At 71.5% G+C, this 13,518-nt stretch carries 14 protein-coding genes; 6 read left to right on the top strand and 8 right to left on the bottom strand.

Annotated features, from left to right (window positions below; all coding sequences use genetic code 11):
- Window positions 1-54: 54 nt before the first annotated feature.
- A complete protein-coding gene (locus J2S57_RS02625; protein ID WP_307237856.1) occupies window positions 55-1,962 on the bottom strand; it encodes a DAK2 domain-containing protein in 1,908 nt (635 codons plus the stop codon).
- A gap of 311 nt (window positions 1,963-2,273) precedes the next feature.
- Here J2S57_RS02625 and rpmB point away from each other — a divergent pair, with 311 nt between their 5' ends.
- On the top strand, window positions 2,274-2,459 hold the full coding sequence (gene rpmB, locus J2S57_RS02630) for a 50S ribosomal protein L28 (RefSeq protein WP_231445270.1): 186 nt from the start codon (window positions 2,274-2,276) through the stop codon (window positions 2,457-2,459).
- A gap of 351 nt (window positions 2,460-2,810) precedes the next feature.
- Here rpmB and thiL read toward each other — a convergent pair whose 3' ends face one another.
- The gene (gene thiL / locus J2S57_RS02635; protein ID WP_307237860.1) at window positions 2,811-3,827 is read right to left on the bottom strand and encodes a thiamine-phosphate kinase; all 1,017 of its coding nucleotides are present in this window, start codon (window positions 3,825-3,827) and stop codon (window positions 2,811-2,813) included.
- A 177-nt stretch (window positions 3,828-4,004) separates the two neighbouring features.
- On the opposite strand from thiL, the gene J2S57_RS02640 reads away from it, so the two are divergent.
- Together J2S57_RS02640 and J2S57_RS02645 are read left to right on the top strand one after the other, a co-directional pair.
- Window positions 4,005-4,286, top strand: coding sequence for an Lrp/AsnC family transcriptional regulator (locus J2S57_RS02640; protein WP_370882556.1), 282 nt, complete (start codon window positions 4,005-4,007; stop codon window positions 4,284-4,286).
- 4 nt (window positions 4,287-4,290) lie between these two features.
- Complete coding sequence (locus J2S57_RS02645) at window positions 4,291-4,842, top strand: DUF3515 family protein (RefSeq protein ID WP_307237863.1); 552 nt, start codon at window positions 4,291-4,293, stop codon at window positions 4,840-4,842.
- Between the two features lie 59 nt (window positions 4,843-4,901).
- On the opposite strand, the gene J2S57_RS02650 is transcribed toward J2S57_RS02645, so the two are convergent.
- Window positions 4,902-6,053 (bottom strand): D-alanine--D-alanine ligase family protein, encoded by a 1,152-nt coding sequence (locus tag J2S57_RS02650; protein ID WP_307237866.1) that lies wholly within the window; start codon window positions 6,051-6,053, stop codon window positions 4,902-4,904.
- 89 nt (window positions 6,054-6,142) lie between these two features.
- Between J2S57_RS02650 and J2S57_RS02655 the strand changes: the two genes are divergently transcribed.
- Window positions 6,143-7,291: a trans-sulfuration enzyme family protein gene (locus J2S57_RS02655; RefSeq protein WP_307237868.1), complete on the top strand. Its 1,149-nt coding sequence runs from the start codon at window positions 6,143-6,145 to the stop codon at window positions 7,289-7,291.
- On the opposite strand, the gene J2S57_RS02660 is transcribed toward J2S57_RS02655, so the two are convergent.
- Both J2S57_RS02660 and J2S57_RS02665 read right to left on the bottom strand, forming a co-directional pair.
- Complete coding sequence (locus J2S57_RS02660; RefSeq protein ID WP_307237870.1) at window positions 7,288-8,289, bottom strand: NAD(P)H-dependent glycerol-3-phosphate dehydrogenase; 1,002 nt, start codon at window positions 8,287-8,289, stop codon at window positions 7,288-7,290. The two genes, J2S57_RS02655 and J2S57_RS02660, sit on opposite strands and share 4 nt — an antisense overlap.
- Complete coding sequence (locus tag J2S57_RS02665; RefSeq protein WP_307237872.1) at window positions 8,286-9,086, bottom strand: lysophospholipid acyltransferase family protein; 801 nt, start codon at window positions 9,084-9,086, stop codon at window positions 8,286-8,288. The genes J2S57_RS02660 and J2S57_RS02665 overlap by 4 nt, the downstream gene beginning before the upstream one ends.
- 165 nt (window positions 9,087-9,251) lie before the next feature.
- Here J2S57_RS02665 and cofC point away from each other — a divergent pair, with 165 nt between their 5' ends.
- A complete protein-coding gene (gene cofC / locus J2S57_RS02670; protein WP_307237875.1) occupies window positions 9,252-9,896 on the top strand; it encodes a 2-phospho-L-lactate guanylyltransferase in 645 nt (214 codons plus the stop codon).
- Window positions 9,897-9,900: 4 nt separating this feature from the next.
- A complete protein-coding gene (locus J2S57_RS02675) occupies window positions 9,901-10,116 on the top strand; it encodes a hypothetical protein (protein ID WP_307237877.1) in 216 nt (71 codons plus the stop codon).
- A 222-nt stretch (window positions 10,117-10,338) separates the two neighbouring features.
- On the opposite strand, the gene murA is transcribed toward J2S57_RS02675, so the two are convergent.
- The 3 genes from murA to leuD all read right to left on the bottom strand — a co-directional run bounded on the left by murA (window position 10,339) and on the right by leuD (window position 13,468).
- Window positions 10,339-11,655: a UDP-N-acetylglucosamine 1-carboxyvinyltransferase gene (murA, locus tag J2S57_RS02680; protein WP_307237879.1), complete on the bottom strand. Its 1,317-nt coding sequence runs from the start codon at window positions 11,653-11,655 to the stop codon at window positions 10,339-10,341.
- Window positions 11,656-11,848: 193 nt separating this feature from the next.
- Window positions 11,849-12,613: an HU family DNA-binding protein gene (locus tag J2S57_RS02685; RefSeq protein ID WP_307237881.1), complete on the bottom strand. Its 765-nt coding sequence runs from the start codon at window positions 12,611-12,613 to the stop codon at window positions 11,849-11,851.
- A gap of 258 nt (window positions 12,614-12,871) precedes the next feature.
- On the bottom strand, window positions 12,872-13,468 hold the full coding sequence (gene leuD / locus J2S57_RS02690) for a 3-isopropylmalate dehydratase small subunit (protein ID WP_307237883.1): 597 nt from the start codon (window positions 13,466-13,468) through the stop codon (window positions 12,872-12,874).
- Window positions 13,469-13,518: the final 50 nt, after the last annotated feature.

Here is a 13,518-nt window from a genome sequence, read left to right on the forward strand (position 1 = left end):
TTCCGTCGGCCCCGCTGTCGCCACCGAGCTCTCACCCCTGTTCGCCTGCTGCTGTCACTCCACCCCGATCAGGAGCGGGTACCGGGGCTGACCGCCGTCGACGACGTTCACCTCCAGGCCCCGGCCGAGACCACGGGCGTGGGCCGCCACCGAGCGGCCAAGAGCATCATGCCCGCCGGCACCGACAACGATGGTGACGAGCTCCCCGCCCGAGGCCAGCAGCCGGTCCAGCACCTCGGTCGCGACCTGCGCCAGATCGGCGCCGACCACCGCGAAGTCGCCGTCGACCACACCCAGGGCGTCGCCGATCCTGCACTCCCCCGCGCTGGTGAGTCCATTCCGCACGGCCACGGTCACGGCGCCGTCGCGGGCCCCGCCGGCCGCCGCGGACATCGACACCACGTCGTCGTCGAAGCGCCGCTGCCCGTCGTGCACCGCCGCCGCGGCGAGCCCCTGCACCTGGGCCCGGGTCGGGACCACCGTCACGCGGACCCCCTCGGCCCGGGCCGAGGCCGCCGCGATCCGCGCCACGCTCAGGGTGTCGGCGTCGTTGGGCAGCACCGCCACCTCGGCCGCGCCGGTGCGGTGGATGGCCGCCAGGATCGCCGCCGTCGACGCCCGCCGCCCCGGGCCACCCGCCACCACGACCGCTCCCGTGCTCGCGAACAACTCGGCCAGACCGGGCCCGGCCGCGCAGGCCACCAGACCGGTCGAGCGGCTGCGGGGTCTCGGCGCGGCGGTGGTTTCCGGGGCGGCCGCCGACGGACGCCCGAGATGGCTGATGCGGATCTGGTGCGGGTGCCCGGTGGCGATGGCCCGTTCCACCACCGCCCCCGCGTCGGGGGTGTGCACATGCACCTGCCAGAGCCCCGGCCCGCCCACGATGACCAGCGAGTCGCCGAGTGCGTCGAGCTCGTCGCGCAGGTGGCCGACCAGCTCGTCGCCCCGGTCGGCGTCGGTGTCGAGCAGGAACATCACCTCGAAGAGGTCGCCGGCCGGTTCGCCCGGGGCGGCGACGATGGACGCGGCGGTCGCCTCGGCGGGGTGGCTCACCTCGGAGGGGGCGGTCAGCTCGCCGGTCTCGGCCGCCGGTTCGTCCGGGGGCCCGACGGTGGACGCGGCGGTCGCCTCCGCGGGGCCACCGCCCCCGCGGTGGTGGGTGGGTTCGCCCGACCCCCGTGGCGTGCCCAGCGGGATGCCGACGGCGGGTGTGCCGGGCGGCACGGCCGTCAGCCCGTGACAGGAGGTGAAGTCCAGCGCGGGCAGACTGGCCGGACGGCGGTGCCGGTACTGACGGTGCTGCCGGTGGTGGGCGTGACCGGCGGCGACCACCTCGGCCAGGGTGTCGAGGAGCACGACCAGGCCCCGCCCCCCGGCGTCGACCACCCCGGCGGCGGCCAGGGCGGGCAGCTGGGCCGGGGTGCGGGCCAGCGCCACCCGGGCGGCCTCGGCGGCGGCGCTGATCACGGCCTCCAGGTCGGCGCCGATGTCGGCCGCGGCCGCGGCGGCCTGCGCGGCGGCCCGGCTGACCGACAGGATCGTGCCCTCGACCGGATGGTGCACGGCCTTCCAGGCCTGCTCGTCGGCCCGGCGGAAGCACTCGACGGCGGTCCGCGCGCTGAGCTCGGTGTGCTCGGCCAGCACCTGGGCCCAGCCCCGCAGCAGTTGCGCCCCGATCACGCCGGAGTTGCCCCGGGCCCCCAGCAGCGCACCGCGGGCGAAGGTGGCGGCCACCTCGGCGACCGGGGCGTCGGGCGGAAGCGCCTGGGCCGCGGCGACCGCCGATTCGAGGGTCAGGTACATGTTCGTGCCGGTGTCACCGTCGGGCACCGGGAAGACGTTGAGGGCGTCGATCTCCTCGCGGGCGTCGGCGAGCGCCCCCAGGGCCGTCATCGCCCAGCGCCGCGCGGCGGGCGGATCGAGAACGCTCAGCACCCGCACCCCTCCGTCACCTGAGGACACCCGTGGACACCCGAGGACACCCGGTCGTCACCGGGCCGCCGATAGAGACTCTGCTTTCAGCCGGACAGTAGCCGTCCCCGCGGCTCACCGGCCATTCATGCACCGTTCACCCGAATTGGACACTGATTGCCCTCGTCTGTCATCCAGAGCCGCTGCCCGCCCCGGCTCGGGTTTGGGACAGGGACACGGTTCGGCTACTCTGCTCAAAGGCGTGGTAGGTCGTCGCTGCCCGCGGCTGCCCTCTAGCGCAGCCGGGCAAGCAGAACCGACCGCCCGCACATGACATCAGTTCGATACCTCAGGAGAAGAACGTGGCCGCCAACTGCGACGTCTGCCAGAAGGGGCCGGGCTTCGGCTTCAGCGTCTCGCACTCGCACCGCCGGACGAAGCGTCGCTGGAACCCCAACATCCAGCGCGTCCGCACCACCATCGGTGGTACCCCGCAGCGCATCAACGTCTGCACCTCCTGCCTGAAGGCCGGCAAGGTCAGCCGCTGACGTTTCCGCTTCGCGAACCGCCGGGCCCCGTAAGGGTGCCCGGCGGTTCTCGTTTGCCCGGCCCCTCTCGTTTGCCCGCCGCTCGGTGACCACGCCGGGCAATGGGGGACGCGGCGGCACGGGTTCACATAGCGGCCCACCTCCGAGTGCCCCGGAACCGCGGAGACCCGACGGAACGGGTTGACGGAACGACCCACCGGCGAGCGGCTCGGCGCCGAAGGGACGCGCACCACCGGGCCGACGGGTGGGGCCGGATCCGGGACCTCCGCACGAGGCCACGCCGCACCGCCGCACCGCCGCACCGCGCACCGCCGCACCGCCGCACCGCCGCACCGCCGCACCGACACGGCCTCAGGTCCAGTGCCGCCAGCCGCCCTCACCGGTGAACGGGCGTCCCCCGACCCACACCCCCGGCTCCCCCTCGCGCACCACCCCGATCGCGCGGAACGCGGCCGGCAGCGTCACCGAGGGCGGGAAGCAGGCCAGCAGGGCGTGGTCCTCTCCCCCGGTCAGCACCCAGTCCTGGGCGACGTCGGTGGCCGAGGCCCCGCCGTGCCCCAGGGCTTTCGCAGCGTGCAGCAGGTCGTCACCGGGGTTCAGCGCCGCCGGGTCGAGGTCGAGCACCACGCCCGACGACACGGCGATCCGGGTGGCGTCGCGCACCAGGCCGTCACTGGTGTCGATCATCGCGGTCGCGCCGGCCAGCGCCGCCTCCACCCCCGCGGAGTACGGGGGCACCGGTGCGCGGTGCTCGGCGACCAGCGTCTCCAGAACCGGGTCGCCCAGCACCAGGTCGCCCAGAACCGGGTCGCCCAGAACCGGGTCTCTCAGCACCGGGTCTCCCGAGGGCACACCGCCCTTCACCACGCCCTCCCGGAGCAGCGCCCACCCGGCACCCGACCGGCCGCTGCCCGCGGTGACGGCCACCACGTCCCCCGTCGACGCCCCTGACCGCAGCACCGCCCGCCCAACCGCCAGCGTGCCCAGTGCGGTGCCGGTCACCACGATCTCCGACCCGGCCGACACGTCCCCACCCGCCACCACCGCACCGGCGCGGGCGCACTCGGCGACCAGACCGTCCGCCATCTCGTTCGCCCAGGACGCCGGGACATCTGCGGGAGTGGTCAGGCTCACCAGAAGCGTGTGAGGCCTGCCACCCATGGCCGCGACGTCGGCGAAGTTCTGCGCGGCGACCTTGATTCCGATGTCACGGGCTGTCGACCAGGAGCGCAGGAAGTCCTGCCCCTCGACCAGGGTGTCCGTGCACGCGACCACCGGGCCCGCGAGGGAACCGCTCAGGTCGAGAACTGCTGCGTCGTCGCCCGGCCCGACGGTCAGCCAGGGCGCCGGAGGATAACGATCGATCACCCCGGCAACGAGGGGATCCTCACCCAGAGTGCCGATCGTGAGGTCGTTAGGGACCGGTTCGTCCGCACCCGTACCCAAACTCGTCCCCAACCTTCGGCCTCGATCCGGTCAACCCTCTACGGCGTCTGCGGATCGACACGGTAGCGTGACCGCCCAATGTCTGGGATCGGCCCGCGTATGGAGCCTCTGCAGACCCTCAGGCAGTTCGGACAGGAGAAATACGTGGTGGTGCAGGCTTACATCTTGATCCAGACCGAGGTCGGGCGCTCGACGTCCATCGTCACGGAGATCGCACAGATCCCGGGCGTGACCTTGGCCGAGGACGTCACGGGTCCGTACGACGTCATCGCCCGGATCGAGGCGCCGTCCGTCGACGAGCTCGGCTCCGGCGTGATCGCGAAGATCCAGGACGTGAAGGGCATTACCCGCACGCTCACCTGCACCGTTGTGAAGATGTGAGCTGATGCGCCTGGTCCTGCCAGACATCGCGCGCCTCGGGGTCCGGCCACCGCGCCGGGCCCTGATCGCTGTACCGGTGACTCTCGGGACGATCGTGGCGCTGGCCGGATGCGGATCCGGGTCGTCGTCCGGGGACACCGCCGTCCCCGCCCTCACCTCAGGTCCCGACGCCTCCAGCGCCGCGTGCACCGACCTGGCCGACCGTCTGCCGGAGAAGGTGCTCTCCCGGGCCCGCAACCCCGCCCAGGAGCCCACCGGCATCGCCACCTGGGGTGATCCCGCCATCTCGCTGAGCTGCGGCGCGACACCGACCGGCCCGACCACCGACGAGTGCATCGACATCAACGACGTGGCCTGGGTCTTCCGGGAGAGCGCGAGCGCGTACACGTTCCTCACCTACGGCCGGGACCCGGCCGTGCAGGTGCAGGTGCCCAGCTCGATCGAGCGCAGCACCGCCACCGGGGCACTGGTCGATCTGGAAGAGGCCGTCAGGCCTCTGGAGACGACCGAGCGCCGCTGCTACGACGTGACCGACCCGGTCCCGAGCAGCGGCTGAGCAACTGAGAAGGGGTGCCCGGTCCACGACCAGGCACCCCTCATCCAGTGGCGGAACCCTCAGCGCAGCCCGGTCGGCCGCGCCAGGGCGGCCTTGATCAGCCGGTCGATCAGCTCCGGGTACTCCAGCCCGGTCGCCGCCCACATCCGCGGGTACATCGACGAACTCGTGAAGCCCGGCATCGTGTTGATCTCGTTGACCACGACCCCACCGTCGGGCAGCACGAAGAAGTCCACCCGGGACAGGCCCTCGCAGTTCATCGCCTCGAACGTGCGCACCGACAGCTCGCGCACCCGGGCGAGCACCTCGTCGGGCAGGTCGGCCGGGCAGCTGAGCTTGGTGGTGTTGTCGAGGTACTTGGCCTCGAAGTCGTAGAAGCCGTGGTCACCGACGAACTCGATCTCGCCGGGCAGGCTGGTGGCGACGCTGCCGTCGGCCGACTGCAGCACCGCGCACTCGATCTCGCGGCCGACCACGGCAGCCTCGATCACCAGCTTGCGGTCGTGCTTCAGCGCCTCGGTGATCGCGGCCTCGAGCTCGTCCGGGCCGTCGACCTTGCTGATGCCGACGCTCGACCCGGCCCGGGCCGGCTTCACGAACACCGGCCAGCCGAGCTCCTCCACGTCGTCGCGCACGGCGTCGGGATCGCGCTCCCAGGCACCCGGGCGCACCACGACGTACTCGCCGATCGGCAGGCCCGCGCCCTTCAGCATGACCTTCATCACGGCCTTGTCCATGCTCGCCGCGGAGGCCAGCACACCGGCCCCGACGTAGCGCACGTCGGCCAGCTCGAGCAGTCCCTGCACCGTGCCGTCCTCACCGAACGGGCCGTGCAGCAGCGGGAAGACGACGTCGACCGTGCCGAGCTCCTGTGGCACCTGCCCGGGCTCGAGCACCTTGAGGTTGCTGTCGCCGGTCTCGACCGGGGCGATGACTCCCGGGCCGTCGCCGTCCTTCACCTCGGGCAGCGCCCCCGCCGTGATGGCCCAGCGGTCGGGGTCGTCGGCCGCGAGCACCCAGCGGCCGGTGCGGGTGACCCCGATCGGGATCACGTCGTACGCGTCGTGGTCGATCGCGCGCAGCACCGACGAGGCGGTGGCGCAGCTGACCGCGTGCTCGCTCGAGCGACCGCCGAAGAGCACGGCCACCCGGGGCTTGCGGGCGGCCGTGTTTCCCGGATCCGTGGCAGTCACGGGCTGGATAGCGTCCATGACCGGGGAGAGTACCGGGGATCGGCTCGGCGCATTTCCGCCGGACGGGGCCTCCCCGGGTGACAACGAGCACCCCCTACTCTGAGCGCATGAGCGACTCCTCCCCGGGCAAGCTGGCTTCCGCCACCGTGGCGGTCACGGCGGGCCGCCCCGCGAGCTCCCCGAACCAGCCGATGAACGTCCCGGTGGTGCTGACCTCCACGTACACCGCGTCCGACTTCTCCCCGCAGCCGGGTGATCTGGGCTACGGGCGCTGGGGCAACCCGACCTGGACCGCCCTGGAAGACACCGTGGGCGCGCTGGAGGGCGGCCGGGCGCTGGCCTTCGGCTCCGGCATGGCCGCGATCTCGGCGGTCTACGGGCTGGTCCCGCTGGGTGGCACGGTCGTGATCCCGGACGCGCCCTACTCCGGAACCTCGCAGCTGGCCGGTGAACTCGTGGCGGCCGGGCGGATCACCGTGCGCGCGGTGCCGATGGCCGACACCGCGGCCGTGGTGGCGGCCCTCGACGGCGCCGACCTGGTGCTGCTGGAGAGCCCGACCAACCCCCTGATGGACGTCGCCGACCTGGGCACGATCATCGCCGCGGCCCGCGAGAAGGGTGTCCTGACGGCGGTCGACAACACCTTCGCCACCCCTCTTCTGCAGCAACCCCTGTCACTGGGCGCACACGTCGTGGTGCACTCCGCCACGAAGTACCTCAGCGGTCACAGCGATGTCCTGCTGGGAATCGTTGTCACGGCCGAGGACTCGGCCGGGATCCACGAGAAGCTGCACGGCCACCGCACCATCAACGGCGCGATCCCCGGCCCGATGGAGGCCTGGCTGGCCCTGCGCGGTATCCGCACCCTCGCCCTGCGGGTGGAGCGGGCGAGCGCGAACGCGGCCGAACTGGCCCGCCGGCTGGGCGATCACCCGGCCGTCACCCGGGTGCGCTACCCCGGGCTGGAGAACCACCCGCAGCACGAACTGGCCCGCACCCAGATGAGGGGCTTCGGCGCGATGCTCTCGTTCGAGCTCGCCGGCCCGGCCGAGCAGGCCGAGAAGGTCTGCGCCGCCACCGGGCTCTGGATCCACACCACCAGCCTGGGGGGCGTGGAGTCGAGCCTCGAGCGGCGGCGCCGTCACGGCGGGGAGTCGAAGGTCGTGCCGGAGACCCTGATCCGGCTCTCCACCGGCATCGAAGACGTCGAGGACCTGTGGGCCGACCTGTCGCAGGCCCTCGACACGATCAGCTAGGCCAGCTCCGACTTCCGGGCTCGCGACAGCAGACTCGTCGCGAGCTCGGACAGCGGGACCTCGCCACGCACCACCCCGGTCACCGCCTCCGCGATCGGCATCTCCACCCCGTGCTCGCGGGCCAGGCCCAGCACGGCCCCGGCGCTCTTGACCCCCTCGGCCGTGCGGTTCGTGATGGCGACCACCTCGTCCACACTCATGCCCTGCCCGAGGTGCACCCCGAAGGTGCGGTTGCGCGACAGCGGCGACGCACAGGTCGCGACCAGGTCGCCCATCCCGGCCAGCCCGGCGAACGTGGCCGGCTCGGCACCGAGAGCGACGCCCAGCCGGGTGATCTCGGCCAGGCCCCGGGTGATGATCGAGGCCTTCGAGTTGTCGCCCAGGCCCATCCCCTCGACCATGCCCACGGCCAGCGCGATCACGTTCTTCACTGCGCCCGCCAGTTCCACGCCGACCACGTCGTGGTTGGTGTAGGGCCGGAAATAGGGCGCGGAACAGGCCGCGGCGACCTGCTCCGCGGTGTCGTGGTCGGTGCACGCCACCACCGTGGCGGTGGGCTGGCGGGCGGCGATCTCGGCGGCCAGGTTGGGCCCCGACACCACCGCGTTGCGCTCGGGCCCGATCTCCAGCACCTCGCCGATCACCTCGCTCATCCGCTTGAGCGTGCCGTTCTCGACGCCCTTCATCAGGCTGACGGTCACCGCCGACGGCCCGATCAGCGGCTTCCAGGCGGCCAGGTTGGTGCGCAGGGTCTGGGCCGGCACGGCCAGCACCACGATGTCGGCGCCGTCGAGCGCGACCCCCGCGTCGGGATGGGCCGTGACCGTGGCCGGGAGCTCGAGTCCGGGCAGGTAGTCGGGGTTCTCGTGGCGGTCGGCGATGGCGGCGCAGACCTCCGGGCGGCGGCCCCACATCGTCACCTTCGCGCCCGCGTCGGCCAGCACCACCGCGAACGTGGTGCCCCAGGAACCGGTGCCCATCACCGCGACGCGACTCATCGTCCAGACCTCTTCCGCTTCTGCAGTCCCGGGAAATTCCGGGCCTTCGGGGTTTTCGGGGTTCTCGGGTTCGGGTTGCCGTACCGCGGCTTCCCACGGTTTCTCGGGTCGTACCGCTCGGCCGGGGCGCTCTCGCCCCGCATCTCCTCGACCAGGGCCGTGAGCTCGGCCATCACCTGCTCGGTGGCCTCGGTGAGCAGCGGCAGCGTCATCGGGCGCCCGGCGAACCGGCTGAGGTCGACCGGCGGGCCGGCCGTCACCCAGATCCGGTGCGGCGGGAACAGGCTCAGCCGTTTCGAGTACGGCGGTAGCAGGTCCTGAGCTCCCCACTGGGCCACCGGGATCAGCGGCGCCCCGGTCTCCAGGGCCACCCGCACCGCGCCGCTCTTGCCCCGCATCGGCCAGCCGTCGGGGTCACGGGTGAGCGTGCCCTCCGGGAAGATCGCGACGAGCTCCCCGGCCCGGACCGCGGCCACCGCCGCCGAGTAGGCTGCGCCGGCGTCGCGGGTCTCCCGGTAGACCGGGATCTGCCGTGCCCCCCGCACGATCCGGCCGAGCAACGGCAACCGGAACAGGCTCTCCTTGGCCATGAAGCGCGGCAGCCGGCCGCTGTCGTAGACGAAGTGCGCGTAGGTGAAGGGATCCGCGTAGGAGATGTGGTTCGACACCGTGATCACCCCGCCGGTGGCCGGAAGATTCTCGGCGCCCTTCCAGTTCCTTCTCGTGGACAGCAACAGCACCGGCTTCAGCAGGATCACGACCAGCCGGTACCACGCACCGATCCTCCGCCCCTTCACCAGCGTTCCACCTTCCGGTCCGAATCCGACGACTTCAGGGACATCCGAGACTGCCGCGCATGAACCGACACGACGTCATCAGACCATCTTGCCGTTTCCGGGCGGTGCTGCCGACCGGCGGCCCCCGGCTCCCCGGCGACCGGGCGTCGACGGCGGACGTTCGTGATGACGAACGCTGACGCCCCACCGGAAGTGCCGTCCCCCGGCTGGACCACGGTGCTCCCGTTCAAGGGGGGCCCGAACGCCAAGTCGCGTCTGGGCGCTCCGGCCGGCTTGGCCACCGCCATCGCGCTCGACTGCCTGGACGCGGTGCTGGCCGCGCGCCTGGTCAGCCGGGTGATCGTGGTGACCGCGGATCCCGGCCTGGCCCGGGCCGCCTCGGCCGCGGGAGCGGGTGTGCGGGGTGAGTCCCGGCCCGGGGCGGGGTTGCTCGCGGCGATCGACGACGGACTGCGCGGGCTCGAGGGGCCGTGTGCCGTCCTGCTGGGCGACCTCCCGGCCCTGAGGGCGCCCGACCTCGACGAGGCGCTCCGGAAGGCCTGGGAGACGCTGACAACGACGGTCCCCTCCCCCGCGATGGTTTTCGTGCCGGACGCGGACGAGGTCGGCACCGTCCTGCTCGCTGCCGCCGCACCGCACGCGATGCGCCCCTCGTTCGGCCCGGCCTCGGCCCGCTCGCACGCCGATTCCGGTGCTCGGAGGCTGGATCTGGACCTCCCGGCCCTGCGCCGCGACGTGGACACCCAGGCCGATCTGGCCGCCGCGCGGGCGCTGGGCCTGGGCCGTCGCACCCGCGAAGCCCTAGGCTGATCCCGTGCAGGCCACCGTGCACCGCTTCGACGCCGCAACCGGTTCCGGCTCCGTGCTGACCGATTCCGGCGAGGTGCTGCCGTTCACCGGGCGTGCCCTGCAGGGCAGTGGGCTGCGGCACCTGCGCCCGGGTCAGCGTCTGTCGGCCGTGCGCGAGGGCGACGAGGTCGTCGAACTGCGCCTGGGCACGATCCGCGGGCCCGAAGAGTTCACTCCGTAAAGGGTTGTTTCTCGGGGCAACTGCTGTTCGTGCTTGAGGACGCCCCGGTCGGGGTCGGCGCGACGGGGAACCTCCGGTGCCCACGGGCGTCCGCACCGCTCGAGGTGCCCCGTGACGCTCCGGTGACCGCAACGTCCTCACGCAGGATAGTTCTCCCGCACAGCAGCGATCCCCGGCGGGCCAGTGGCCCACCGGGGATCGTGACGCAGTTGAAACGGGTGATCAGCGCTCGTAGTTGGCGCCGAGCATCTGCAGCTTCTGCTGGAAGTGCTCGTATCCCCGGTCGATCAGGCCGATCCCACGCACCCGGGAGGTGCCCTCGGCGGCCAGCGCGGCGATCAGGTGGCTGAAGCCGCCCCGCAGGTCGGGAACCGTGATGTCGGCGCCGTGCAGCTTGGCCGGACCCGAGATGACGGCGGAGTGCATGAAGTTGCGCTGACCGAAACGGCACGGCCGGCCACCGAGGCACTCACGGTAGAGCTGGATCTGGGCGCCCATCTCACGCAGCGCGTGGGTGAAGCCCAGCCGGTTCTCGTAGACCGTCTCGTGCACGATGCTCAGGCCGCTGGCCTGGGTCAGGGCCACGACCAGGGGCTGCTGCCAGTCGGTGGCGAAGCCCGGGTGCACGTCGGTCTCGAGCACGAGCGAGTTCAGCTCGCCGCCCGGGTGACTGAACCGGATGCCGTCGTCGCCGATGTCGAGCAGGCCACCGACCTTCCGGAACACGTTGAGGAACGTCATCATCTCCTGCTGGCGGGCACCCAGCACGGTGATGTCACCCTTGGTCGCCAGAGCGGCACTGGCCCAGCTCGCGGCCTCGATGCGGTCGGGCATCGCACGGTGGGTGAAACCGCCGAGCCGGTCGACACCTTCGATCCGGATGGTGCGGTCGGTGTCGACGCTGATGATGGCGCCCATCTTCTGCAGCACCGCGATCAGGTCCATGATCTCGGGCTCGATGGCCGCGTTGGTGAGCTCGGTGACGCCCTCGGCCAGCACGCTCGTGAGCAGGACCTGCTCGGTGGTGCCCACACTCGGGTACTTCAGCGCGAGTTTCGTGCCCTTGAGCCGCTGCGGTGCGCGCAGGGCGATTCCGTTCGGCTCCTTCTCGACCACCGCACCGAATTGCCGGAGCACATCCATGTGGTAATTGATCGGACGGTCACCGATCCGGCACCCACCGAGATCAGGAATGAATGCCTCACCCAGACGGTGAAGCAGAGGACCGCAGAAAAGAATGGGGATACGACTCGAGCCGGCGTGCGCGTCGATGTCGGCGACGTGAGCCTGAATCACATTGCTCGGGTCGAGGCGGAGTTCACCCTCGGGACCGGGAACTTCCTCGACCTGAACGCCGTGGAGTTCCAGCAGACCGCTCACGACCCCGACGTCGCGGATCTGCGGGACGTTACGCAGCACGCTCGGCTCCTCACCGAGGAGCGCGGCCACCATCGCCTTGGAAACCAGGTTCTTGGCACCTCGCACCTGGATGCTGCCGACCAGCGGGGTGCCGCCGTGCACGGTGAGTACGTCGTTCATGAGGAACATCGTGGACCACGCCGGGCCAGGTACCAATTCCGGCCCGCCCTAAACCTCATGTGCGCATCGTCGGCGCCCGCCGGGCGGAACTGTAGGCAGGCGCCAAAACAGCCACGTGGCGGGCGTCCCGGGGATCCCGGGCCGCCCGCCACGTGTGGAGGGGTGGTGCTGCTGTGCTGTGGCGCTGCTGAACTCAGGCCGTGGTGCTGCGACGACGCGTGGTGGTGCGCTTCGCGGCGGTGGGGGCCGGGGTCTTCGCGGCGGCGGTGCTGCGGGAAGCCGTGGTGGCGGTCTTCTTCGCGGCCGTCTTGCGCGCGGTGGTGGTCTTGGCCGCGGTGGTCTTCGCCGCCGTGGTCTTGGCCGGCGTGGCCTTGGTGGCGGTCGCGGTCTTGCGCGCGGTGGTGGTCTTGGCCGGAGCGGCCTTCGTCGCCGTGGTCTTCTTCGCGGCGGCAGTGGTCTTCGCGGCGGTGGTCTTGGCCGGGGCCGCCTTGGTGGCGGTCGCGGTCTTGCGCGCGGTGGTGGTCTTCGCGGCGGTGGTCTTCGCCGGGGTGGCCTTGGTCGCCGTGGCCTTCTTGGCGGCCGTGGTCTTCGTGGCGCGGGCCGGGGTCGCGGCCTTGGCGGCGGCGGCCACACCACGCGTGGTGGCGGCGCGGGTCGAACCGGCGACCGGCTTCGGAAGGGTGCGCGGCTCGGCCACGTACGCCTTGAAGCTCGTGCCGGCGCGGAAGCGCGGGACCGAGGTCTTCTTGATGCGGACCTTCTCGCCGGTACGCGGGTTACGGCCGGTACGGGCGTTGCGGACGGCCTTCTCGAAGGAACCGAAGCCGCTGATGGTCACCTTCTCGCCACGGACAACGGCGCGGGTGATCGTGTCGATCACGGCGTCGAGAGCGTCCGCGGCGGCCTGACGGCCACCCAGGCGTTCCTGGAGAAGCTCGACGATATCTGCCTTGTTCACTTTCAATCCTCCGGTACGTGGGAACGAGCGAACACTCGTTGTCGAAGATGAAGATAAACGCACTCCGGCTTATAAATCCAATACAGAGTGAGGTTTTGTCGTTGTGTCTCAACGCAAAACCGCCCCGCAAACGCCCTCGGCGGCCCTCGCACGGCCCCCGGCAGGGGGCGCGCGAAGACCGCCGATGTTTGCGAAATCCATTCCCTCAGAACAAATTACGAGAATGAATTTCGATTCCGGTTGGCCGGCCGGGGAAGCTCAGCGGGCCGGGAGGGTGGTCGGCAGAAACTGTGGCCGATTCGACTCGAAAGCAGTCACGTCGTCGACGTGCCGGAGGGTCAGGCCGATGTCGTCCAGGCCCTCCAGCAGCCGCCAGCGGGTGTAGTCGTCGACCTCGAACGGCACCGTCAGGTCGCCGGCGACGGCGGTGCGGGTCTCCAGGTCGACCGTCACCTCAGTGCCAGGGCGGGTTTCCAGCACCGACCACAGGTTCTCGATGTCGGCCTGCTCGACGATCCCGGTCAGCAGCCCCGCCTTTCCCGAGTTCCCCCGGAAGATGTCGGCGAAGCGTGACGACAGGACGACCCGGAAGCCGTAGTCGTTGAGGGCCCAGACCGCGTGCTCCCGGCTGGATCCGGTGCCGAAGTCGGGGCCCGCCACGAGCACCGAACCGGCCTTGTAGGCCTCCTGGTTCAGGACGAACTCCGGGTCCTGGCGCCAGGCGGCGAACAGCCCGTCCTCGAAACCGGTGCGCGTCACCCGCTTGAGGTACACCGCCGGGATGATCTGGTCGGTGTCGACGTTCGAGCGGCGCAGCGGGACACCGATACCGGTGTGGGTGCTGAACTTCTCCATGATTTTGCTGTCCCTTCGATGTGAGGACTTGAGTGTCGGGAGGGGCCTGC

Origin of the sequence: Kineosporia succinea, assembly GCF_030811555.1 — a bacterium.
Classification (GTDB): Bacteria; Actinomycetota; Actinomycetes; order Actinomycetales; family Kineosporiaceae; genus Kineosporia; species Kineosporia succinea.